A 24,386-nucleotide genomic window follows, 5' to 3' on the forward strand; every position below is an offset into this window, starting at 1 on the left:
TGGTCGGTGACTGTGCGGATCAGACAGGGTGCGTGGTGCAAGGGGCTTTGATGTCAGTTTTGGGCCGCGGCGGCATCATTTCAAGCCCTCAAAAGGCAAGGGATCTGTGCCGCCGCATCACCCACCGGTTCAACCCAGGCTGCAGGACAGCCGACGATGGTAGATGGACGGGAAACTGCGGCGGATGGACTGCTGCCGCTCCCGGTCCAGCGTCCCGGTAACCACACCGGAGCCCCGCGGCAGACGATCCAGCACGTTGCCCCAGGGGTCCACCACCATGCTGTCCCCGTGGGTCTCGCGACCGTTCACGTGATAGCCGCCTTGGGCGGCCGCCACCACATAGACCTGGTTCTCAATGGCCCGAGCCCGTACCAGAGCCTCCCAATGGGCGCGGCCGGTCACGGCGGTGAAGGCCGCCGGCAACACCACGATTTCCGCGCCCCGGTCCAGCAGTCCCCGGTACAGTTCCGGGAACCGCAGGTCATAGCAGACCGACAGCCCCATCACACCGAAGGGGGTCTCCACCACCACCACCTGATTACCGGCCTCAATGGTCTCGGATTCCTCGTAGTGTTCATCGTTGTCCGGCAGGTGCACATCAAACAGATGGATCTTGTCGTAACGACCCACCATCCGGCCCTGGTCATCGTAGACCAGACAGGCCGCATGGACCTTGCCCGGGTCCGCGCATGCCATGGGCACCGTACCCCCGACCAGCCAGACCCCGTGACGCCGGGCCTGTTCCGCAAGGAAGTCCTGGATAGGGCCCTGTCCCGGCGCTTCCCGCACACCGACCTTGTCATGCTCGGACATCCCCATGAGGGCGAAGTTTTCCGGCAGGACCACCAGGCGGGCATCTGCCTGCGCGGCCTGGGTGATCAGGCGTCCGGCTTCCTGAAGATTGGCACTCAGGTTGGTCCCCGAGGCCATTTGAATGGCAGCGGCAATCGTCACATTAATTCCCTTGGCTATTGCGGTTCAGGGTAGGGGTTGCAGAGAGAGTTCCATCCGGCCGGCCATGCCCTCCCCCGAGACACGGATGATGTCTGCGGAAGGGACACCCAGTGCCACCAGCCAGTCCTGTAGTTCCGAGGCCCACAACCGCCCCTGCTCACCCGGCGGATGCCGCAGGATCACTTGCCCGCCGCCCCGGGCCTCATAGCGGGAGAGCAGGCTGCGCAGGGCAGGTTCGGCCACCAGGGAACCGGCGTCACGGGGCTGGGTCCAGACATCGGCATCGAGGGTAAAGACAGGCTCATCCGCCGGCAGGAGAAGGGGAAAACACAGCAAAATCAGGGGCAGGCCCCGGCGCAGGATCGGCAACATGGCGCTACTATAGCAACAGTGTGGTCAAAATGACGACAGTGCCTCAGTAACCTCGTCCCTCGGGGGTCCGGGCCACCGCCTCCACCCGTGGTGACGACCAGTCTCCGGTCACCCGGTACTCCACCCGGGCCGCCTCGTCGATGCGCTCCCCCACCCCCAGCACCCGGTCGAAGACGAAGACCGCCAGGCCCGCCACCGGACCGCCCAGCAGGGCGCCGGCCAGAGGTAGGGTACTCTTCACGCTCGGGGTCACGGTAATGGTCTGATCATAATCCCTGGCCTCCACCCCGGTGCGCCCCTGGATAAGGATGCGGGCCGCCGGTCCCTGGATGCTCAGATCATCGGTGTACACATTGCCCCGGCTAAGCTGGAAGGCCCCCTGCAGACGGTCGAAGACAAACCCGCGCTGGAAAAAGTCCCGAAAATCCAGGGCCAGGCGCCGGGGTATGAGATCAAGGCTGAACAGCCCCAGCAGACGGCCGGCACCGGGGTCCACCTCGGTCAGGCGCCCGTCCTCCACCCGCACCCGGCCCTCGCCCTCAAGGCCGGACCAGCCTACGTGGGCAGGGGTATCGGGCCAGTGCAGCCGCGCCTGCAGCGCGGCCTTGCCGCCACTGAAAACATGTTGAAAACCCAGCAGGCTCAGACTCCGCCCCAGATCATCAGTCTCCAGGGTCAGTTGCAGCAGCGTCTCGTGAGCATCTTCGGCCCGCCGGTGCCAATGCCCCCGGATCTCGCCCCGGGTCAGGCCCTCCTCGTCGGAAAGAGACAGGCTCCGGATCTGCAGGCCATCGGCCACCGCATCCGTCTGCAGTAAAAGATCTTTCAGACGATGTCCCTGCAGCACCAGCCGCTGGGCGGTCAAACGCACCGGCGGCAGGCGGCCGGGGTCAACCCGAGGCCGATCGCCGCCGGTTTCCGCCGCCGGGCCTTCCAACCGGTCCAGATCCAGCAACTCAAGGTCCATGACCAGAGCCTCCCCATCCTGGAGGGGCCACTGGATGCGACCCAACATCAGGGGGGATGCCACCTGCGCATCCCAATGTGCCGGGTGTCGGCGGGCATGGAGGCTCAGGTCATCAATGCGCCGCCCCATGACCTGCAGGCGATCCAGATGCAGATCCAGTTCCCTGAGCCCCCCTTCCCGGCTGACCAGTTCCATCTCTCCGATGTCGTCCAGCACCGCCAGCCAATCATCCAGCGACACCCCCGAGAGACTGCCTCTGATCCTGAAACCCTGCGCCGGCAGGACAGCGGCCTGGCCGCCCAGACGCAACTCTCCCCGCTGCAATCCACCTTCCTCATCAAAGGTAAACAGGGCACGTAGATCCTCTCCCAGCGTCACCCGTACCGGTGTCTTCTCGTCCCGCACCAGAGGGATTCGCACCGCCAGGGCGCGCGGTGCCTGCGGGGTCTTTGCCAGCGGCAGGGGCAGATCGGAGCGGACGCCCACCAGGTCGGACGACAGACTCAGCACCCCCTGCTGCAGCCCCCCGGGCGACGGCACGCTCAGCTGTGCCTCCCAGCGGGAATCCCCTTCCAGCCGGGCCAGCCAAGGCTCGGGCGCGATGTCGCGCAGTAATTCCCGGATCGGTTGGGGACCCGCGGCCCGGACCTCCAGGGCACCGGCGGGACTGTGGTCCAGCTGTACGCTGATGCGGGCATCGTTGAACCGGGCGGACACGTCACGGGCCCGGGCACTGCGCTCGGTGAAATCCACTACGCCACGCACCGCCTCCAGGACCAGCGGGGGATCCGCCAGGGACAGCTGGTTGCCATCCAGGGTCAGGCGCCCCTTGACCGTATCCGGCCGTACCTGATCGTCACGGTCCTGCAGCGGGATGTCGATGCGCATCTCCAACCCCGCCTCGCCGCGGACCGAAACCCCGTCCAGCAGCGTCTCCAACCCCTCCCCCAGGGGGCTCCGGGTGACGAAACTCAGATAGTCCCGCGCCGGACCCTGCGCCCGTCCCTCGATGTTTAGCACGGGACTTTCAAGATCCTCGATCCGTACCTGGGCATCCTGAATCCGGGCATCGAAGACGCGGCCCTGGCCGCCGTGAATCCACATGCCCTGGTTACGAAACTCCAGAGTACCCGAGACCCCTTCCAGGCGCGGCCAACCGGCTTCATAGTCCAGCACCCCCTCTTCCACCCTGGCGATGGCCTGGAAGACCCCTTCATCTTCGCGGAAGGGAAAATCACTGAACCGTCCCCGGAACAGCAGACCGCCCTCGATGACCCGACCACCCAGGATGCCGCGGCTCAGCCAGGCATGGGTCTTTTCCGGCAGGATGTCTCGAGGTAGATAGTGTGCCGTCCTGGCGCCGTCACCCTCGGCAAAGGACACCTGCAGGTCCATGCCGGGCTCATCCCCCAGTTGGATCACTCCCTGCCCCCGGGCCTGCAGGTCCGCATTGGCCAGCACCACTCCGTCCAGATGCAACCGGGGCACGTCAGGCCCCGGCGTCCAGCGCACCAGGCCCTGCAGGGTATCGGCCCGGAGCTCGTGGTCGAACAGGGTGGGCAGCGTCATCCCCAGACTGGTGCTGTCCAGCCACAGTTCGCCCCCCGCATCGGTGAAGGCAAAGGCACCATCCGCCCCCTCGATCCCCGGCAACACCGTCCAGGGAGACATGCCCGCCCCCTGAAACCGCCCATCGGTGACGAAACGAGCATCACCGCCATGGGGCAGGGTCATCGCCAGACGGGTTTCCGTCAGCGTGCCCTTGGGCGACAGCGCCGCGAGCTGGGACTGGAAGGGATTGTCCAGCCAGGGCTGATGCAGGATCAAAGGCACCAGATCCTCCAGGCGCAGATAGTCCAGCCAGGCGTTCACCTGGACGCCCCGGGCATCTTCCACCACGCTCAGGTCCAGGCCGCCGCCCGGCCAGTCATCCCCGTCCCGTGACAACCTCAGCCCATCGACCCGCAGATCCCAGCCGCCTTCACGGGCGTACCACAGGCCCCGTCCTTCCAGTATCCCCAGCACCGGCGCGGGCAGGTCCGAGTCCGGCCGGGACACCATGGCCAGGTCCCGCAGCCCCAGTTCCAGATAAGCCCGCTGCAGATCGCCCTTGCGCCAGTGCAACCAGAGCCGACCGTCCAGGCGGCCGGTCCGCAGACCCAGCGCGGCCCGGGTGTCCTCGGGCAGCCCCGCCAGCTCCAGCCCACCGGCCTGGATAAAGACCTTGCCGCTCCAGTCATCCCACTCTCCGTCGTGGTTCAGGTCCATGCCCACCCGGAACGACCGACCCAGCTCATCCGGCAGGAAGACCTCCCCGGCCATACGTGCGCGACGGGGTTCCAGTGCGATGTCCAGGTTCAGGTCATCAAACTGGTAATCGATGCCCAACCGCCGGTCCTCCCAGCGCAGACGGCTCCCGCTCAGGGTGAAGGCGCGGCCCGCCAGCAGGGCCAGCACATCCGCCGACGGCATGGATCCCGCATCCTCATCGCGCCGGGGCAATACCGGGTCGGCACCGTGCACCCGCACCCGGCCGGACTCGTCCCGTTGCAGGTGCAGATCGGCCCCACGCACCTGCACATGCCCCAACACCAGCCGACCCTGTCGCAGGCTGCGCCACGGGGAGAACCCCAGATCCAGGTGATCCACCACCAGGATCGGCCCTGTCTCGTCGGCAGTGTAGACGTGGACATCGGAGACCGTGACACGGGGAGACAGAACACGCCACCGGGCACGCAACGTCCCCACCTCAACCCGGTGGCCGGACTGCTCGGCAAGCACCCGCTCCAGTGGTGCACGCAGGCCGTCCAGCTGAGGCACGATCAACCGCAGGCCCACCACCAGCGTCGTGAGGACCAGCAGGCTGATGACCAGGATACGCAGGCTGACGGCCAGGGCGGGTCTGAGCAAGCGGCGGACTCCTCAAGGTCCGGGGCGGGAGGGGACTTACAGGAGCACGACGTCGAACTGCTCCTGAGTGTAGAGGCTCTCTACCTGGAAACGGATGGGGATGCGGATGAATTCCTGCAACTGGGCAACGCTGGCGGACTCTTCGTCCAACAGCAGGTCCACCACCGGCTGGGAAGCCAGCACCAGCAATTCCCGGGCGTCGAACTGGCGGGCCTCGCGCAGGATCTCGCGGAACATCTCGTAGCAGACGGTCTCGGCGGATTTCACGTAGCCGCGCCCCATGCAGGTGGGACAGGGCTCGCAAAGCAGATGTTCCAGGCTTTCGCGGGTGCGCTTGCGAGTCATTTCCACCAGCCCCAGGGGCGAGACGTCGCAGATCTGACTCTTGGCATAGTCCTTTTCCATCGCCTTTTCCAGGGAGCGCAGCACCTGACGTTTGTGGTCCTCCTGGGTCATGTCGATGAAGTCGACGATGATGATGCCCCCCAGATTGCGCAGGCGCAGCTGCCGAGCGATGGCCTGGGCCGCTTCCAGGTTGGTCTTGAAGATGGTTTCTTCCAGATTGCGATGACCGACGAAGGCGCCGGTGTTGATGTCGATGGTGGTCATCGCCTCGGTCTGGTCAAAGATCAGATACCCGCCGGACTTGAGCTCCACCTTGCGTTCCAGGGCCTTCTGGATCTCGTCTTCCACGTTGTAGAGATCAAAAATGGGGCGCTCGCCGGGATAGTGCTCGATCCGGTCCAGTAATTCGGGCACGTACTGAGCGGCGAATTCGCTCACCCGCTGCACCGTCTCCCGGGAATCGATGCGGATCTTTTCCAGCTCCACCCCCACCATGTCCCGCAAGATCCGCAGGGTCAGCGGCAGGTCCACGTAGACCTCGGAACCGGCCCGGACCTTCTGCGCAGCCTGCTGTATGGTCTGCCAAAGCTTGGCCAGGAAGATCATATCGTTGCGCAGGGCCTCCAGGGGGGCCGCCTCGGCGGCGGTGCGCACGATGAAGCCGTGGCTACAGCCCAGTTCCGCCTGCAGACCTTCCACCGTGCCCTTGAGCCGGGCACGCTCGGTGTCCGTCTCGATGCGGGTGGAGATGCCCACGGTGGTGTTGCCGGGCATCAGCACCAGGTAGCGGGAGGGTACGGTGATGTAGGTGGTCAGGCGTGCCCCCTTGGTGCCCAGGGGATCCTTGATCACCTGGACCAGGATGTCCTGGCCTTCCCGCAATAGGCGCTGGATGGACTCGGTACGCTCGGTCTCGCCCCCCTGCAGCTCTTCCCGCTCCACCGGGGCCACGTCGGAGGCATGCAGAAAGGCGGCCCGCTCCAGACCGATATCCACAAAGGCGGCGTCCATGCCCGGCAACACCCGGCTGACCCGCCCCTTGTAGATGTTGCCCACCAGCCCCCGGCGTCGAGCTCGTTCCATGCTGAGTTCCATCAACACGCCGTTTTCCACCAAGGCCACGCGGGTCTCCTGGGGGGTGACGTTCATTAGGATTTCCGTGCCCATCATCGGGGTGCCTTCAGGTTTGATTATCAATGCCGGATTTTAGACCGCAGCGGTGGAGAAGTTCCCCGGTCTCGAACAGGGGCAATCCCACCACGCCGGAGTAACTGCCCTCGATATGGGCCACGAACAGAGCCCCCAATCCCTGGATTCCGTAGGCCCCCGCCTTGTCGGTCGGTTCCCCGGAAGCCCAGTAGGCGCTCATGTCATCGGGACTCAGAACCCGGAAACAAACCCGGGTGGTGGACAGGGCCTGGTGACAGATCCCCTGGTGGATCAGGGCCACGGCGGAGAGGACGGTGTGGCTCCGTCCGGAGAGGCGACCGAGCATGGCCATGGCATCCTCCCGGTCCCGGGGCTTGCCCAGGATATCACCGTCAAGGCTGACCACGGTGTCCGCCCCCAGTACCGGCAGGGGACTGGGGGCGGACTCGTAGCCCGCCCAGGCCTTGGCGGCGGCCATGCGCCGGGCGAAGTCGGCCGGGGATTCCCCGGCCTGGGGTGTCTCATCCACGTCCACCGGGTGCGCCCGCCAGGCCACGCCGATCTGGTCCAGCAGTTCACGCCGGCGGGGCGAGGCAGAGGCAAGGATGAGCATGGGCGAATCTCCGGATCATGCATCAAGGTAGACGGCCGGCTGTGGCAGTAGGGCCGTTGGTCACGCCCGATGATAGGGGTGATTACGCAACAGACTCCAGCCACGGTAGATCTGTTCCGCCAGGATCACCCGCACCAGAGGATGAGGGAAGGTCAGCGGCGACAGGGACCATTTGAAATCCGCCCGGCTCCGGCAGGCGTCGGACAGGCCGTCGGCGCCCCCCACCAGCAGGGCCACGTCGCGGCTCGACTGCATCCACTGATCCAGTTGCCGGGACAGGCCCGCGGTATCCAGGCCGCGGCCCTTCTCATCCAGGGCCACCACCCAGCAGTCACGGGGCACCGCCGCCAGCAGACGCTCGCCTTCCTCTTCCCGCAGGCGCGCCACCGGGGCGTTGCGCCCCCGACGGGGCGAAGGGATCTCCCGCAATTCCAGGCTACATTCCGCGGGCAGGCGCCCGGCATATTCCTGATAGGCCTCGGTCACCCAGCCGGGCATGCGGGTGCCCACGGCCAGCAGGTGGATGCGCACCCCGGCCTAGCGGCGCAGACGGCGCAGGGCCGCGGCCGGAGAGTCCTCGTCCTCATCGTCATCCGGAGCCGCCTGCAGGGATTCGTCCGTCAGCCACAGCTTTTCCAGATTGTAGAAGTCGCGGACCTGGGGCAGCATCACGTGGACTACCACGTCGTCCAGGTCCACCAGCACCCACTCTCCTTCCCGTTCGCCTTCGGCGCCCAGGGGCTGGATACCAGCCGCCTTCACCTTGACGATGACATTGTCGGCCAGGGACTTCACGTGGCGGTTGGAAGAGCCGGAGGCAATCACCATGGCATCGGTGATGGCGGTCTTGCCCCGTACGTCAATACATTTGACGTCCTGGGCTTTCATGTCATCCAGGGCCTGGAGGACGATCTGGGTCAGTTGTTCTGTCTGCATGCATCCCTCTGGGAAAGCGGTGAAAGATAAAGCCAGGATAATACTGCCGGCACGTCATACCGATCGGGTCAGCCTGGGTTGCCCGTGCTACAGGCCCGATAGAGGCCGTGCCGATGAATGTACGTCAACACCGGTTCAGGCAGCAGGAACCTTGGACTGCCCCCCCGGGCCACCCGATCACGAATGGCGGTGGCGGAGATGTCCAGCTGGGTCACGGGCACGCACAGGATACGCCCCGCGGGCGCGGCGCGCAGGTCGGCGGGATTTTCAGCACGTCGGGCGGCGGCCCGGTCTTCCAATGCCGCAGGCTCGTCACTGCCCGGCCGGTGGGCCACCACGAGGTGGGCCAGGCTGGACAGATCCTGCCAGCGATGCCAGGAGGACAGCCCGGCAAAGGCATCCATGCCCAGAATGAGGCACAGGGGCACCGCCGCACCCAGCTCCCGGCGTAGGCTCTCCAGGGTGTCCACGCTGTAGGAAGGACCGTCCCGTTCCAGCTCCCGCCGGTCCACGCTGAAACCGGGGTGAAGCGCCACGGCCTGCTCCACCATGGCCAGGCGATGGCTCACGTCGGCCTCGGGCCGGCGCCGGTGGGGCGGCAGACCACAGGGAATGAAGCGTAGCTCATCCAGGCCCAGGTGCTCCTGGATCTCCAGCGCCGGACGCAGGTGCCCGAAATGGATGGGATCGAAGGTGCCGCCCAGGATGCCGATCATGGCTCCCCGAACCCGGGCTCACCCACGCACATGGCCGTCCCCCAGCACCACGTATTTCAAGGTGGTCAGGCCATCCAGACCCACCGGGCCGCGGGCGTGGAGCTTGTCGGTACTGATGCCGATCTCGGCACCCAGACCATATTCGAAGCCGTCGGCAAAGCGGGTAGAGGCATTCACCATCACCGAGCTGGAATCCACTTCCCGCAGGAAACGCCGGGCCAGGGTGTAGTTTTCCGTGATGATGGTGTCGGTGTGGTGGGAGCCATGGTGATTGATGTGTTCAATGGCCTCGTCCAGACCGGGCACCACCCGGATGCTCAGGATCGGGGCCAGGTATTCCGTCTGCCAGTCCTCTTCGGTGGCTTCGATGATATCCGGCAGGAAGGCACGGGTGCGGGCACAGCCCCGCAGTTCCACCCCCTTGTCGTCGAACAGAGGCTTGAGGGCGGTCAGTACCCGGGGCGCAATGGATTCGGCCACCAGCAGGGTTTCCAGGGTGTTGCAGGTGCCGTAGCGCTGGGTCTTGGCATTGAGGGTGACCCTGACGGCCTTGTCCAGATCCGCGTGGTCATCGACGTAGACGTGACAGATGCCGTCCAGGTGCTTGATCACCGGGATCAGGGACTCCTCGCTGACCCGGGCAATGAGGCCCTTGCCGCCCCGGGGGACGATCACGTCCACATGATCCTTGAGACGCAGCAAGGCCCCCACCGCGGCCCGGTCCGTGGTACCCACCACCTGCACCGCGTCGGCGGGCAGACCGGCCCGTTCCAGACCCTCGCGGATACAGTCGGCCAGGGCACGGTTGGAGTGGAAGGCCTCGGAACCGCCGCGCAGGATGGCGGCATTGCCGGATTTGAGGCACAGGCCGGCGGCATCCACGGTGACGTTGGGCCGGGACTCGAAGATGATGCCGATGACCCCCAGGGGGACACGCATGCGGCCCACCTGTATGCCGCTGGGGCGGTAGTTGAGATCGGAGATGGCGCCCACCGGGTCCGGCAGAGCGGCGATCTGGCGCAGACCCTCGGCCATGGTGCCCAGGCGTTCGGGATTGAAGGCCAGGCGATCCAGCATGGCGGCATCCAGGCCGTTTCTTTCACCGGCCTCCAGGTCCTTGCGGTTTTCCGCCATCAGGGGCTCGGCCCGGACCTCGATCAGCTCCGCCATGGCCAGCAGGGCCGCATTCTTGGCGGCGGTATCGGCGCGCAGCAGGACCCTGGAGGCCGCGCGGGCCTGTCGGCCCAGCTGCAGCATGTAGTCGTTGATGTTCTCGATCACGATGTCTGCCATCTTCGTTCAGTGTGAGTGGTTGCGGATCAAGGGAGACGGGTGGCCTGCCAATCCCAGAGTCAAGTCTAGCAATTCGTCCCAGGGGCTGCCCGGCTTCTGGCCCTTGGCCACCTGGTCCGCCCTCGCGCCGGCCCGCAACAACTGTCCCAGGGCTTGCAGGGACAGGCGCCGCAGGGCCTGGCGCACCACCGGCTGGCGCTGGGGCGGCCAGACCGACTTGAGGACGACCTGGGGCGGCGTGCCGGCGGCGGCCTGTTCCGCCAGCCGGTTGAGGGTACGGATCTCCCTCGCCAGGGCCCAGCTCACCAGCACCGGCGCGGTGCCCTCGCCCCGTAGACCGGACAGGATACGCACCGCCCTGCCCGCCTCCCCGGCCAGGGCAGCGTCGGTCAGATCATAGACACTGAAACGGGCGCTGTCGGCCACGGCGGCCATCACCGCTGCCTCGTCCACCGGACCGTCCCCCTGCAGCAGCACCAGCTTGTCGATCTCCTGGGCCGCTGCCAGCAGGTTGCCTTCCACCCGCTCCGCCAGTAGGCGGGCGGCCGCGGCAGTGGGGTGCAGCCCGCGACGGCCCATGCGACGGGTGATCCAGGCCTCGGTCCCCGCCAGATCCAGGGGCCAGACCTGGATCATCACCCCGGCCTGCTCCAGAGCCTGACACCAGCGGGACTTCTGCTCCTGTCGCTCCAGTTTGCCGCACTGAACGATCAGCACCGTGTCCGCCGCGGGCTGACGGGCATAGGCCTCCAGCACCTTGCCCCCCTGGACCCCGGGCTTGCCCGAAGGCATGCGCAGCTCCAGCACCCGGCGCTGGGCGAACAGGGACAAGCTGTCGGAGGCGGTCTGGACCTGCCCCCAGTCAAACCCCTTGTCCACGGTGAAGACCTCCCGCTCATCGAACCCTTCAGCCCGTGCCCGCGCCCTGATCGCGTCGGCGGCCTCCATCAGCTGCAGTGGTTCCTCGCCACTGATCAGGTAGACCGAGGCCAGCCCCTTTTGCAGATGGCTCTCCAGTTGCTCGGGTTTGAGTCGCATGGCCGTGCTTCAGTGATCCCGTGCCGCCGCCTGCAGGCGCAACAGGATCAACTGCACCAGGTCGCGGCGCATGGATTCCCGCAGGCTTTGTTCCTGCTCGGCCTGCCCCAGCACACCCTCCGGGTCGAAGAGATAGTCCCGGGTCAGGGTCAAGGTCTGCTCGCGGATCTCGAAATCATTACCGCGCCCTCTCACCGAGTAGCGCAGACGGGTGAAGACCTCGTACTCGGAGACCTGTGCGTCGCGCCCCACGGACAGGGCCCGGCGGCCGCTGCTCAGATCATGGATGCGCAACTCGGCCGTGGCCCCAGACAGGGGCGCCAGTTCCACCCCCCCGGCACGCAGGGCCAGTTGCAGATCGATGACCAGGGAATCGGAGGCACCCAGGCCGGTCACGGCCGTGCGCGCCATCTCCGGTGGCAACCCGGCCGCTCCCCGCAACTGAAAACCACAGGCAGTCAGCAGCAGGCAGGCCATCAGGACCAGGGCGACCCACACCCCTCCCGACAACCACGGCTTGACACCCGGGCCCATCATCACTTGGCAACCACGTTAACCAGCTTACCGGGAACCACGATGATCTTGACCACGGTCTTGCCGTCGATGTGCCGTCTGACGTTGTCATCGGCCAGGGCCAGGGTCTCGATGGCGGCGCGCTCGGCGCCGGTGGGCACCCGCAGATGGCCACGGAGCTTACCGTTTACCTGGATCACCAGCGCTTGGGTGTCACTCTCCAGGGCGACGGGATCCACCTGGGGCCAGGGACAATCCACCAGGGCATCCTGGTGCCCCAACTCGGCCCACAGGCGATGGGTGATGTGGGGAACGATGGGCGAGAGCATGAGCACGATGGCCTCCAGGGCCTCCTGCATCAGGGCGCGCCCCTGGGGCGTGGCGTCTTCGAAGCGGCTCAGGTCATTGAGCAGTTCCATGCAGGCGGCGATGGCGGTGTTGAAGGTATGGCGCCGGCCCATGTCGTCGCTCACCTTGGCGATGGTCTGATGCAGCTTGCGGCGCAACTCGGCCTGGGCCTCCGTGAGGGACGCGGCATCCAGGGACGGGACGGGACCGGCATTGACATGATCGTGGGCCTGCTTCCACAAGCGCTTGAGAAAGCGGGAGGCCCCTTCCACCCCGGAGTCGGACCATTCCAGGGACATCTCCGGTGGTGCGGCGAACATCATGAACAGGCGCACGGTATCGGCACCGTAACGCCGGATCAATTCCTGGGGGTCCACCGTGTTGCCCTTGGACTTGGACATCTTGGCCCCGTCCTTGAGCACCATGCCCTGGGTCAGCAGGTGGGTGAAGGGCTCGTCGCCGGGAACCAGGCCCTCGTCCCGCATCAGCTTGTGGAAGAAGCGGGCATAGAGCAGGTGCAGCACGGCATGCTCGATGCCGCCCACGTACTGGTTGACGGGCAGCCAGTGACGGGCCCGTTCATCCATCATGGCGCCGTCGTTGTCCGGCCCGGTGTAGCGGGCGTAATACCAGGAGGACTCGAAGAAGGTATCGAAGGTGTCCGTCTCCCGCTCGGCCTCGCCGCCACACCGAGGACAGGTGGTCCGGTAGAACTCAGGCATCTTCTTGATCGGGGAACCCACCCCGTCGAAGGCCACGTCTTCCGGCAGCACCACCGGCAGCTGATCTTCGGGGACCGGCACCGGACCGCAATCCGGGCAATTGATGATGGGGATCGGGCAGCCCCAGTAACGCTGACGGGAGACGCCCCAGTCCCGCAGCCGATAATTGATCCGGCGGCGCCCCCTGCCCTCGGCTTCCAGCTGACCGGCGATGGCATTGAAGGCCTGGTCGAAGTCCATGCCGTCGAAGCGGCCGGAGGCCAGCAAAATACCCTTCTCGGTGAAGGCCTCCCGGTCCAGGTCGATGGCGGCGGCCCCATCGGCGGGGCGGATCACCTGCCGGATGGGCAGGCCATAGGCCCCGGCAAACTCCCAGTCCCGCTGGTCGTGAGCGGGCACTGCCATGACGGCGCCGGTGCCGTATTCCATCAGCACGAAGTTGGCGGCCCACACGGGCACCTTTTCGCCGGTGATCGGGTGGATGGCCTTGAACCCGGTGGCCACGCCCCGCTTCTTCATGGTGGCCATGTCGGCCTCGGACACCTTGGTATGCCGGCATTCCTCGATGAAGCCGGCCAGGGCCTGGTTGTCCTCGGCAGCCAGGGCGGCCAGGGGGTGTTCGGTGGCTACCGCCAGGTAGCTCACCCCCATCAGGGTGTCGGGGCGGGTGGTATAGACGGTCAGGGGTTCGTCCCGGCCGTCCACCGGGAAGACCACCTCCACCCCTTCGGAGCGGCCGATCCAGTTGCGCTGCATGGTGCGCACCTGCTCCGGCCAGCCGGTCAGGGTATCCAGGCCGTTGAGCAGTTCTTCGGCGTAGTCGGTGATGCGCAGGAACCACTGGGGGATCTCCCGACGTTCCACCGGGGCGCCGGAGCGCCAGCCCAGGCCGTCGATGACCTGTTCATTGGCCAGCACGGTCTGGTCCACCGGATCCCAGTTGACCACGGCCGTCTTCTTGTAGACCAGGCCCTTTTCGAACAGGCGGGTGAACAGCCACTGTTCCCAGCGGTAGTACTCGGGCCGGCAGGTGGCCAGTTCCCGGGACCAGTCGTAGGCAAACCCCAGGCGCTTGAGTTGGCCGCGCATGTAGTCGATGTTTTCGTAGGTCCACTGGGCGGGGGGGACGCCGTGCTTGAGAGCGGCGTTCTCGGCGGGCAGCCCGAAGGCGTCCCAGCCCATGGGCTGGAGGACGTTGCGTCCCTGCATGCGCTGATAGCGGGCGATGACGTCGCCGATGGTGTAGTTGCGCACATGGCCCATATGCAGTCGACCACTGGGGTACGGGAACATGGACAGGCAGTAGAAGGGTTCCCGGCCGTCATCCTCCCGGGCGAGGAAGCAGTCATTGGCTTCCCACCAGGCCTGGGCATCGATTTCGACGACTTCGGGTTCGTAATGTTCTTGCATGGGTTCCACCGGCTGAATCTGGGAATGCACGGGCCAGGGGCGCAGACCGCCTCTGCGTTGTCCGTGGCTCCGGGAAGACCGGCAAGGATAACGTGACTGCCGGGGGGTCACAACTTCCGGCACATTGACCTGTGCCGGGGCATGGGTGGGACGCGTGAAACCTGGTGTACTCTTGAAAGCATGATGGAAGACAGGGGTAGGCCGTGGTCCCGTCGGCGGGACGCCGTGAATACGTCCCTGTAGGCTTGATTGCCGCATCCCTGCGGCAAACACCCGCCTCCAGGACCACGGCCTCCCCCTTCTGCAACACCGATCCTTTTTATGACCCATGTGCAATGCTGGAGGTTGGAATCATGTCGGACAAACAGAGCGAACATCCCATCCGGGACGGACTGGTCCATGCCTATGACCGGATGCTGGAACGGGTGCGGCATGCCGTGGAAGTGGCAGAGGAAAAGACCGGCCCGACCCTGGAACATGCCATCGAGGACGCCCGTCACAAGGCGGTGGAACTGGGCGAGGCCACCCGCGAGGAGGCCCACGAGGTGGCCGAGTACATCCGCCGAGACCTGCATGACATCGGCGACTACCTGAATGAGTCGAGCCGGGACTTTCGCACCTGGTTCCGCATGGACCTGCAGCTGATCGAGGCCCGGATCCTGGACCTGCTGTCCTCCATTGCCGACCGCACCCGGGTGGAGCTGGCGGAACTGGAGGCCCGCGCCCGGGCGGTCGGGGTCTGGCATACCGGTGAAGTGGCGGCGCCCGGAGTGCTGGCCTGCAAGCAGTGCGGCACCGAGCTGCATTTCACCGAGAGCGGCCGGATCCCGCCCTGCCCGAAGTGCCACGGCACCGAATATCGAAGGGCTCGGGACTAGGAGCGAGGCACCGGTGATGAAGGGGACGCCGGGCCGCGTCGCCCGGCCAGCACCAGCCCCGCCACCAGCAACGTCAGCCCCGTGACCACCGGCCAGTTCCCCCACAGGGCATAGGGGGTGCGCCCTTCCCGGGGCTGCGCCCGGGTGGTCAGCACATGGGTCTGGAACTGGGGCGAGCGATCCCTGAGGCGGCCGCGATGATCGATCACCGCCGAGATCCCCGTATTGGTGGCCCGAAGCATCTCGCGCCCCGCCTCCAGCGACCGCACCCGGGCGATCTCCAGGTGCTGATGGGGTGCGATGGAATCCCCGAACCAGGCATCGTTGGTCACGTTCACCAGCATCTGCGCCCGCGGCAGGGCGCGGATGATCAGGTGCCCGAAGGCATCCTCGTAACAGATGGAGGCCCCCAGCACGATCCCGGCCGCCTCCAGGGTAAAGCCCCCGTGCCCCCGGGACAGATCCGCCATGGGCAACTCGATATAACCGTCCAGCCACTCCAACAGGCCCCGTAGCGGCAGATATTCACCAAAGGGGACCCGCTTGCGCTTGTGATAGAACTGGGGATGCTCGGCATCCACCCGGGCGATGCTGTTGAACATGCGTCGGGTCTCGGGCTCATAGGTGAAGATCCCGGCCAGTAGTTCGCTGCCGTGGGTGCGGGCCTCCGCGGCCAGGGGCCGGAGGAAATCCTCGTCCAGGTAATGATAGAAACTGGGTACCGCCGTCTCGGGCCAGAGGATCAGGTCGCTGCCGAAGGCCTCTTCGGTCAGGTAGGCATACAGGCCCATGGCCGTCACCAGTTCATCCGGACGCAGCTTGTCCTCCTGGGCCATGTTCCCCTGCAACAGACTCACCTGCAGTGGCTCGCCCATGGGCCGGGTCCATTCCACCTGCTTGAGTCCCAGCCCACCCAGCCACAGCACCAGCATCAACCCCAACGCCCTCATCAGCCGGCGCCGGCCACCCACGACACCCCAGGCCAGGGCTCCGGCCATCATCGCCGCCACCATGCCGGTCCCGAAGACTCCCAGCACCGGCATATAGCCGGCCAGGGCCGTATCCAACTGAGCCGTCCCCAGCAGCAGCCAGGGGAATCCGGTGAGAAACCAGCCACGCCACCACTCGAACAGGACCCACAGGGCCGGCACCAGCAGCACCAGATGCACGAAGGCGGTCGTCCGACCCCGCAACCGGGCAACCAGATACCCCAGCAGGGCCGGGAACAGGGCCAGCAGCATCACGAAACCGGCCGTGATCAGGGCCGCCAGGGGGGCGATGGCCGCACCGAAGAGATGCAGGCTGTAGTACACCCAGTAGACCCCGGCCCCGAACATGCCCAGGCCGAAGGCATAACCCCGCCAGGCGGCCTGGCGGGGCTGCGCACCGGCCCAGAGTACGAACAGCAGGGCCGGTGCCAGCACACCCAGCAGGCGCAGTTCAAAGGGGGCAAAGGCCGGCACCAGGGCGGCACCGGCCAGCAGGGCCGACAGCAGGGCGGCTCGTGGGTACCTTTCCAGCACCCGGATCAGGGGCACAGCCGGAAGCGCGTGGGTCATGGGTTCACAGCGAAGTGGGCTCCGCCGCCTCGGCGGTCGGGGTTTCGCGATAACTCAGTTCCAGCAGATGCACCCGCCGGTTATCGGCCCGCAGCACCCGCACGTGGAAACGATCAAAACTCAGCTCTTCGCCCCGCTTGGGCACATGGCCGAAGCGATGGATCACGAAACCGCCGATGGTGTCGAACTCGTCATCACTGTAGTCGGTATTGAAATAGGCGTTGAACTCCTCAATGGGTGTCAAGGCCTTCACCGTGAAGCGGCCATTGGCGTGGCGCAGGATGTGAGTGAGGAAATCCTCGATGTCATGCTCATCGTCGATCTCACCGACGATCTGCTCCAGCACATCCTCGATGGTTACCAGGCCCGCCACGCCGCCGTACTCATCCACCACGATGGCCATGTGGTTGCGGCTGTTGCGGAACTCCTTGAGCAACACGTTCAGGCGCTTGCTTTCGGGCACGAAGACGGCGGGACGCAGGATGTCCTGCATATCGAAGACCTCCTCGCCGTCCTTCACGAAATAACGCAGCATGTCCTTGGCCAACAGAATCCCCACCACCTCGTCCCGGTCATCCCCGATCACCGGGAAGCGGGAATGGGCCGAGTCGGCCAGAATGGTGACGATGTCGTCCAGTGCGGCATCCCGTCGCACCATGTCCATCTGTGCGCGGGGGATCATGATGTCCCGCACCTGCATCTCGGAGACCTGCATCACCCCCTCGATCATGCCCAAGGCATCGGGATCGATGATCTGGCGCTGGTGGGCGCTGCGCAGCAGTTCCACCAACTGGGTGCGGTCCTTGGGTTCGGCCCCGGAAAGGGCCAGGGTGAAACGCTCCACCCAGCTACGGGCGGGAGGCTCACTGGATCGGTCGGTATTCATATGATGGTTTTTCTGGAAAATTCAGCACACATAAGGATCTGCATGGCCTAATTCTGCCATGAGCAATGTTTCAATCGTCTCCATCACCTCGGCCTCCGCCGGGGACAGATGATCAAACCCCCGCAGGTGCAACACGCCGTGAATCACCATGTGCGCCCAGTGACTCTGCACCGGCTTGCCCTGCTCCGCCGCCTCCCGATTCACCACCGGGGCACAGATCACCAGATCCCCCAAGTGATCCACGGGCACGCCTGCCGGGGCCTCGAAGGGGAATGAGAGCACGTTGGTGGGACCGGACTTGCCTCGGTACTGGTGATTGAGTTCGGCACTCTCCGACACATCGGTGATACGGATCGCCACCGACCCCCCGCAGCCCTGACAGGCCAGGTCCACCCAGCGACGAAAGCTGGCCGGGCCGGGTATCCCCTTGCGCGGCACCGCATATTGAAGCTGGACATCCCGTGACATCAGCGGTCCTTGCGAGACGATTCGCTCGCGTCATAGGCCTCGACGATCCGCTGCACCAGGGGGTGACGCACCACGTCCCGGGAGGTGAAGAAGGTGAAGCTGATACCCTTCACATCCTGCAGAATCTCGATCACGTGGCGCAACCCCGACTGCCGGGGATTGGGCAGATCCGTCTGGGTCACGTCGCCGTTCACCACCGCGGTGGACCCGAAACCGATCCGGGTCAGGAACATCTTCATCTGCTCCGAGGTGGTGTTCTGGGCCTCGTCCAGGATCACGAAGGCATCATTCAGGGTGCGGCCACGCATGTAGGCCAGGGGCGCCACCTCAATGACGTTGCGCTCCATCAACTTGGCCACCTTCTCAAAGCCCAGCATCTCGTAGAGGGCGTCATACATGGGCCGCAGATAGGGATCGATCTTCTGGGCCAGGTCCCCCGGCAGGAAGCCCAGCCGCTCCCCGGCCTCCACCGCCGGACGCACCAGCACCAGCCGTCGCACCCGCTCCGTCTCCAGAGCCTCGCAGGCAGCGGCCACGGCCAGGTAGGTCTTACCCGTGCCCGCCGGCCCGATGCCGAAGTTCAGGTCATGGGTGCGGATGTTGCGCAGGTAGCGGAGCTGGTTGGCCCCACGACCGCGGATCACGCCCCGCTTGAGATGCAGCGGCGTTTCGTCATCATCCGCCTTTTCCTCCCGCCGGGCCAGCAGGCGGTCAATCCCCGACTCCTGCAGATGCAGGTGGACGCGGGCGGGGTTGAGGGTCTCCTTTGCGGTGGCACGGTAAAGATCCCGCAGCAATTCGGCCCCGGCCTGAGCCGGTTGCGGGTCTCCGATCACGTTGAAGCGGGCACCTCGGTTGTTGATTTCCACGCCCAGGCGCTGCTCCATGAGCCGCAGATGCTCATCGAACTGACCACAGAGGTTTGCCAGGCGCAGGTTGTCGGCGGGCTCCAGGGACAGTTCCACTGTCACCGGAGGGGCCGCCACTTGAGAATCGGCAGAAGTTTCAGTCAAGGCAGGTTCAGGCCATCAAGGCAGGTTGTGTGTCCACGGAGTATAGCCGGATCAGCCGCCCACGGCGGCCTTCGGCATCGGTTCGGGCTGCCGTTCATCGGGCACCCGTTCGCCCCGCAGTGAATGACTCAGGGCCTGGGTAATGCACACCGGGACGAATTGCCCGATGCAGTCCGGATCCGCCGGGAAGTTCACCACTCGGTTGTTGCCGGTGCGTCCCGCCATCCAGCGCGGGTCCTTGCGGGACGGTCCTTCCACCAGCACCGACTCCACCCGGCCCACCATGGCTTCGCTGATGGCCTGGGCGGAGGCATTGATGGTATCCTGCAGATGTTGCAGGCGTTGCTTCTTCACCGACAGGGGCACGTCATCGTCCATCACCGCCGCCGGGGTGCCGGGACGGCGACTGTAGATGAAGCTGAAGGACTGGTCAAAGCCGATGTCATGGATCAGTTTCATGGTGGCCTGGAAATCCGCTTCCGTTTCACCGGGGAAACCGACGATGAAATCCGACGACAGGCAGATATCCGGCCGGGCCTCGCGGATGCGCCGGATCTTGGACTTGTACTCCAGGGCCGTGTGCCCGCGCTTCATGGCCGCCAGTATCCGGTCCGAACCGCTCTGTACCGGCAAGTGCAGATGGCCGGCCAACTGGGGCACCTCGGCGAAGGCGCGGATCAGGCTGTCGGAAAACTCCACCGGATGGGACGTGGTGAAGCGGATGCGGTCGATCCCGTCCACCGCCGCCACATAGTGGATCAGCAGAGCCAGATCGGCGATCTCGCCATCGTGCATGGGTCCCCGGTAGGCGTTCACGTTCTGCCCCAGCAGGTTCACCTCACGCACCCCCTGGGCCGACAGCTGGGCCACTTCGGCCAGGACGTCGTCGAAGGGCCGGCTGATCTCCTCGCCCCGGGTATAGGGGACGACACAGTAGGTGCAGTACTTGCTGCACCCTTCCATGATGGATACAAAGGCGGTGGGGCCGCTGGCCCGGGGCTCGGGCAGAGCGTCGAACTTCTCGATCTCGGGGAAGGACACGTCCACCACCGGATAGCGGCCGCCCCGGGCGCTTTCCAGCATCCGGGGCAGTCGGTGCAGGGTCTGGGGACCAAAGACCATGTCCACGAAGGGGGCTCGCTCCCGCAACAGCGCCCCTTCCTGGCTGGCCACGCAACCGCCGACACCGATCACCACGCCGGGGCGCTGTTCCTTGATGGCACGCCAACGGCCGAGCAGGGAAAAGACCTTTTCCTGGGCCTTTTCCCGAATGGAGCAGGTGTTGAGCAGGAGCACATCCGCGTCCATGGGATCATCCGTCAGTTCGCCCCCATGGGATTCACGCAGCACATCCAGCATCTTGCCCGAGTCGTACTCGTTCATCTGGCAGCCGTGGGTCTGGATATAGATCTTGGTACGCATGGGGTGATTCTTGGGAGTCCGGTCAGGCAAAACGAACGCGATATGAATGCTGCAGAACAAGCCCCTCTCACCTTGTGGGAGAGGGGATAAAACCTCAGAAGGGAATATCGTCCTCGAAATCATCCTGCATGGGACGACTGGAAGATGCCGCCGGGGCTGGAGCCTGCCGGGGGGTGGGCCTGCCGCCGTCGCCGGCGTCATGGCCACCCGTGCGTCCCCCTTCGAAATCACCGGACCCGCCGCCGCTGCGACCACCCAGCATCTGCATTTCATTGACCACGATCTCGGTGGTGTAGCGCTTGATGCCATCCTTTTCCCATTCACGGGTCTGCAGGCGCCCTTCCACATAGACCTGGGAACCCTTGCGCAGGTATTCGCCCGCGATCTCCGCCAGGCGCCCGAAAAACACCAGCCGGTGCCACTCGGTGCGCTCCGTCCAGTCGTTAGTCTGCTTATCCTTCCAGCGCTCTGCAGTGGCCAGGCTCACGTTGGCCACGGCGGCCCCACTGGGCATGTATTTCACATCCGGATCATTGCCCAGATTGCCGATGAGGATGACCTTGTTGATGCCTTTAGCCATGAGACCGCTCCAGAAACAGAAATCGTCCATTGTATCGTGATTGAAGGGGCAGGACCGGATTTTATCCGGCCGCCCACCAGAGCATAGCCTGTCCACAGGCTCATGTGGGAGCCTGCGACTCGTCGTCACCCCCGCGAAAGCGGGAGTCCAGGGTACTGCGCCGAGGCTGGGCCATGGATTCCCGCTTTCGCGGGAATGACATGCAGAGAACCGCACTCACTCACCTTGAGAACCGTATTCGATCATCCGGTGGGATCCAGCGCCAGCATGGGCGCCAGAAACCGCCCCGTATGTGACCGGGGTTCGACGGCAATCTGCTCGGGCGTTCCCGCAGCGATGATCTCGCCGCCACCGGAGCCCCCTTCCGGTCCCAGGTCAATGAGCCAGTCCGCCGTCTTGATCACGTCCAGATTGTGCTCGATCACCACCACCGTATTGCCGTGATCGCGCAAGCGATGCAGCACCTTAAGCAACTGTTCCACATCATGGAAATGCAGGCCGGTGGTGGGCTCATCAAGGATATAGAGGGTACGACCGGTATCCCGCTTCGACAGTTCCCGTGCCAGCTTCACCCGCTGGGCCTCGCCACCGGACAGGGTGGTGGCATTCTGCCCCAGCTGAATATACGAGAGCCCCACATCCATCAGTGTCTCCAGCTTGCGCCGCAGGGCCGGTACTGCCTGGAAGAATTCCAGGGCATCCTCCACGGTCATCTCCAGCACCTCATGGATGGTCTTGCCCTTGTAACGAATCTCCAGGGTCTCCCGGTTATAGCGCTTGCCCTTGCAAACATCGCAGGACACATAGACATCCGGCAGAAAATGCATTTCAACCTTGATGACACCATCGCCCTGGCAGGACTCGCAGCGCCCGCCCTTCACATTGAACGAGAAGCGCCCCGGGGCATAGCCCCGTGAGCGGGCCTCCGGCACCCCGGAAAACAGCTCGCGGATGGGCGTGAACAGCCCCGTATAGGTGGCCGGGTTGGAACGGGGCGTGCGACCGATGGGGCTCTGGTCGATGTCCACCACCTTGTCAAAAAACTCCGCCCCTTCCAGCACGGCATAGGGTGCCGGGTGCTCGCCGGCGCGGTTGATGCGCAGGGCCATGAGACGATAAAGGGTATCGTTGATCAGAGTGGATTTGCCGGAACCGGAGACACCGGTGACGCAGGTGAACAGCCCCACCGGAATAGACAGATCCACATCACGCAGGTTATTGCCGCTGGCGCCACGGATGACCAGTTGACGCGCGGGATCCAACGGATGCCGTCGGGCGGGGACATGAATCCGGCGATGTCCGGACAAGTACTGTCCGGTCAGGGATTCACCGAAACGACTGATCTCCTCCGGGGTCCCCTGAGCCACGATACGGCCGCCGTGACGACCGGCGCCGGGGCCGATGTCCACCACATGATCCGCCCGACGGATGGCGTCCTCATCGTGCTCCACCATAATCACCGTGTTGCCCAAATCCCGCAGATAGGTCAGGGTGTTGAGCAAGCGCTCGTTATCCCGCTGATGCAGACCGATGGAAGGCTCGTCCAGGATATACATGACGCCCACCAATCCGGCTCCGATCTGGGAGGCCAGCCGGATACGCTGGGCCTCCCCCCCGGACAGGGTATCTGCAGACCGATCCAAGGTGAGGTAATCCAGTCCCACGTTCACCAGAAAATCCAGCCTGGCAACGGTCTCCTTGACGATTTTCTCGGCAATCCTGCCCTGCTTGCCGGGCAACAACAGACCCTGAAAGAAATCACGAGCCGTCCCGATGGGCAGACGGGTCAGCTCGGGTAACGTGTGGCTCCCGATGAACACATGTCTGGCGGACCGATTCAGACGCGTTCCCAGGCAATCCGGGCAGGGATGCATGGAGCGATACTTGGCCAGCTCCTCGCGCACGGCACTGGAATCCGTTTCCCGATAGCGGCGCTCCAGATTGGGAATGATCCCTTCAAAGGGGTGGCTGGAACGGGCGACCCGTCCCCGTTCGTTCTGATACTCGAACTCGATGCGCACACGACCACTGCCGTGGAGCACCACCTGTCGGACCGACTCATCCAGTGATTGAAACGGGGCCTCGATATCGAAATCATAATGCCGCGCCAGACTCTGGATCATCTGGAAATAGTAGGCATTGCGCCGGTCCCAGCCCCGCACCGCACCGCCCGCCAGACTCAGCTCCGGGTGGGCCACTACCCGCTCGGGATCGAAAAACTGCTGCACACCCAAGCCGTCACAGGTGGGACAGGCGCCCACTGGGCTGTTGAAGGAAAACAGCCGTGGCTCCAGTTCCTGAATGGCATAGCCGCAGACGGGGCAGGCAAAGCGGGAGGAAAACACCAGCGGGACCCGGTTCGGCTCATCCAGCCAGGCCACTAGGGCGATCCCCTCGGAGAGATTCAGGGCAGTTTCCAGAGATTCCGCCAGGCGCACACGGACATCATCCCTCACCCGAAAACGATCCACCACCACCTCAATGGTGTGCTTGCGGCGGGGTTCCAGCTTGGGGGGATCATCCAGTTCCACCAACTCGCCATCAATACGGGCACGCAGATAGCCCTGTGATCGCAGCCCTTCGAGCACGTTCAGGTGCTCCCCCTTGCGCTCCTGAATCACGGGGGCCAGCAGCATGAGCTTATCCCCTTCGGGGAGCGTCATGACCTGATCCACCATCTGACTCACGGTCTGGGCCTCCAGGCTGGTGTCGTGATCGGGGCAACGAGGAATCCCTGCACGGGCAAACAGTAGGCGCAGGTAATCATAGATTTCAGTAATCGTCCCCACGGTGGAGCGCGGGTTATGAGACGTGGTCTTCTGCTCGATGGAAATCGCGGGAGACAAACCCTCAATATGATCCACATCGGGCTTTTCCATCACCGACAGAAACTGCCGAGCATAGGCCGACAGAGATTCCACATAGCGGCGCTGCCCTTCGGCAAAGAGGGTATCGAAGGCCAGGGAAGACTTACCGGATCCGGACACTCCGGTAATGACGATCAGTCGATCCCGCGGTAGTGTCAGATCTACGTTCTGCAGATTATGGGTACGGGCACCGCGGATGAGGATGTGTTCCATAGAACTAAGGCTCCCGGAAGGGTTGCCGGCAGGCAAACGATCATTCTAACACTGAAAAGCGAAGCCCCTGCCGTCACGCCCCGCAGAGTCCCCACACCCTGTAGCTCTCTCCTTGTCTTCTTCCCTCCTGCCGTCGCTCTGCCCTTTCGCCGTCACGCCCGCCCCCCTGTCGTCACTCCCGCGCAAGCGGGAGTCCAGGGTGTTGAGTCTGCCG

Annotated in this window: 20 protein-coding genes; 1 reads left to right on the forward strand and 19 read right to left on the reverse strand. The window is 64.9% G+C overall.

The genetic code is table 11. The features are described 5' to 3' along the window. Positions 1-129: 129 nt before the first annotated feature. The 12 genes from LQ952_RS07420 to leuS all read right to left on the reverse strand — a co-directional run bounded on the left by LQ952_RS07420 (position 130) and on the right by leuS (position 14,286). Positions 130-954, reverse strand: coding sequence for a carbon-nitrogen hydrolase family protein (locus tag LQ952_RS07420; RefSeq protein ID WP_347402060.1), 825 nt, complete (start codon positions 952-954; stop codon positions 130-132). A 24-nt stretch (positions 955-978) separates the two neighbouring features. Further along, entirely contained in the window at positions 979-1,326 is a 348-nt protein-coding gene (locus LQ952_RS07425; RefSeq protein WP_238622024.1) for a hypothetical protein, read from the reverse strand. Positions 1,327-1,369: 43 nt separating this feature from the next. Next, on the reverse strand, positions 1,370-5,203 hold the full coding sequence (locus LQ952_RS07430) for a YhdP family protein (protein ID WP_238622025.1): 3,834 nt from the start codon (positions 5,201-5,203) through the stop codon (positions 1,370-1,372). Between the two features lie 36 nt (positions 5,204-5,239). Beyond that, the gene (gene rng, locus LQ952_RS07435) at positions 5,240-6,718 is read right to left on the reverse strand and encodes a ribonuclease G (RefSeq protein ID WP_238622026.1); all 1,479 of its coding nucleotides are present in this window, start codon (positions 6,716-6,718) and stop codon (positions 5,240-5,242) included. 10 nt (positions 6,719-6,728) lie between these two features. Beyond that, positions 6,729-7,310: a Maf family protein gene (locus tag LQ952_RS07440; protein WP_238622027.1), complete on the reverse strand. Its 582-nt coding sequence runs from the start codon at positions 7,308-7,310 to the stop codon at positions 6,729-6,731. A 60-nt stretch (positions 7,311-7,370) separates the two neighbouring features. Beyond that, complete coding sequence (rlmH, locus tag LQ952_RS07445) at positions 7,371-7,841, reverse strand: 23S rRNA (pseudouridine(1915)-N(3))-methyltransferase RlmH (protein WP_238622028.1); 471 nt, start codon at positions 7,839-7,841, stop codon at positions 7,371-7,373. 6 nt (positions 7,842-7,847) lie between these two features. Next, a complete protein-coding gene (gene rsfS / locus LQ952_RS07450) occupies positions 7,848-8,246 on the reverse strand; it encodes a ribosome silencing factor (protein ID WP_238622029.1) in 399 nt (132 codons plus the stop codon). A 68-nt stretch (positions 8,247-8,314) separates the two neighbouring features. Then, entirely contained in the window at positions 8,315-8,962 is a 648-nt protein-coding gene (gene nadD / locus LQ952_RS07455) for a nicotinate-nucleotide adenylyltransferase (protein ID WP_238622030.1), read from the reverse strand. 18 nt (positions 8,963-8,980) lie between these two features. Next, positions 8,981-10,255, reverse strand: a complete 1,275-nt coding sequence (locus LQ952_RS07460; protein ID WP_238622031.1) for a glutamate-5-semialdehyde dehydrogenase — start codon at positions 10,253-10,255, stop codon at positions 8,981-8,983. 6 nt (positions 10,256-10,261) lie between these two features. Beyond that, positions 10,262-11,293 (reverse strand): DNA polymerase III subunit delta, encoded by a 1,032-nt coding sequence (holA, locus tag LQ952_RS07465; RefSeq protein ID WP_238622032.1) that lies wholly within the window; start codon positions 11,291-11,293, stop codon positions 10,262-10,264. Positions 11,294-11,302: 9 nt separating this feature from the next. Then, positions 11,303-11,830: an LPS-assembly lipoprotein LptE gene (locus LQ952_RS07470; protein ID WP_238622033.1), complete on the reverse strand. Its 528-nt coding sequence runs from the start codon at positions 11,828-11,830 to the stop codon at positions 11,303-11,305. Continuing rightward, positions 11,830-14,286: a leucine--tRNA ligase gene (leuS, locus tag LQ952_RS07475; RefSeq protein WP_238622034.1), complete on the reverse strand. Its 2,457-nt coding sequence runs from the start codon at positions 14,284-14,286 to the stop codon at positions 11,830-11,832. The genes LQ952_RS07470 and leuS overlap by 1 nt, the downstream gene beginning before the upstream one ends. Before the next feature lie 353 nt (positions 14,287-14,639). Here leuS and LQ952_RS07480 point away from each other — a divergent pair, with 353 nt between their 5' ends. After that, positions 14,640-15,164 carry a zinc ribbon-containing protein gene (locus LQ952_RS07480; protein WP_238622035.1) on the forward strand — a complete coding sequence of 175 codons (525 nt, stop codon included), beginning with the start codon at positions 14,640-14,642 and terminating at the stop codon, positions 15,162-15,164. On the opposite strand, the gene lnt is transcribed toward LQ952_RS07480, so the two are convergent. The 7 genes from lnt to uvrA all read right to left on the reverse strand — a co-directional run bounded on the left by lnt (position 15,161) and on the right by uvrA (position 24,172). Next, a complete protein-coding gene (lnt, locus tag LQ952_RS07485) occupies positions 15,161-16,723 on the reverse strand; it encodes an apolipoprotein N-acyltransferase (RefSeq protein ID WP_238622036.1) in 1,563 nt (520 codons plus the stop codon). The two genes, LQ952_RS07480 and lnt, sit on opposite strands and share 4 nt — an antisense overlap. Before the next feature lie 4 nt (positions 16,724-16,727). Beyond that, entirely contained in the window at positions 16,728-17,609 is an 882-nt protein-coding gene (locus LQ952_RS07490) for a CorC family transporter (RefSeq protein ID WP_238622037.1), read from the reverse strand. A gap of 21 nt (positions 17,610-17,630) precedes the next feature. Further along, complete coding sequence (gene ybeY, locus LQ952_RS07495; RefSeq protein ID WP_238622038.1) at positions 17,631-18,077, reverse strand: rRNA maturation RNase YbeY; 447 nt, start codon at positions 18,075-18,077, stop codon at positions 17,631-17,633. Continuing rightward, on the reverse strand, positions 18,077-19,063 hold the full coding sequence (locus tag LQ952_RS07500; protein WP_238622043.1) for a PhoH family protein: 987 nt from the start codon (positions 19,061-19,063) through the stop codon (positions 18,077-18,079). Before LQ952_RS07500 ends, ybeY begins: the two co-directional genes overlap by 1 nt. Positions 19,064-19,141: 78 nt before the next feature. Beyond that, positions 19,142-20,512, reverse strand: coding sequence for a tRNA (N6-isopentenyl adenosine(37)-C2)-methylthiotransferase MiaB (miaB, locus tag LQ952_RS07505; RefSeq protein ID WP_238622039.1), 1,371 nt, complete (start codon positions 20,510-20,512; stop codon positions 19,142-19,144). A 94-nt stretch (positions 20,513-20,606) separates the two neighbouring features. Continuing rightward, on the reverse strand, positions 20,607-21,092 hold the full coding sequence (gene ssb / locus LQ952_RS07510; RefSeq protein ID WP_274521503.1) for a single-stranded DNA-binding protein: 486 nt from the start codon (positions 21,090-21,092) through the stop codon (positions 20,607-20,609). Between the two features lie 242 nt (positions 21,093-21,334). Next, a complete protein-coding gene (uvrA, locus tag LQ952_RS07515; RefSeq protein ID WP_238622041.1) occupies positions 21,335-24,172 on the reverse strand; it encodes an excinuclease ABC subunit UvrA in 2,838 nt (945 codons plus the stop codon). Between the last annotated feature and the right edge of the window lie 214 nt (positions 24,173-24,386).

Source organism: Ectothiorhodospira lacustris (genome assembly GCF_022227785.1).
GTDB lineage: Bacteria > Pseudomonadota > Gammaproteobacteria > Ectothiorhodospirales > Ectothiorhodospiraceae > Ectothiorhodospira > Ectothiorhodospira lacustris.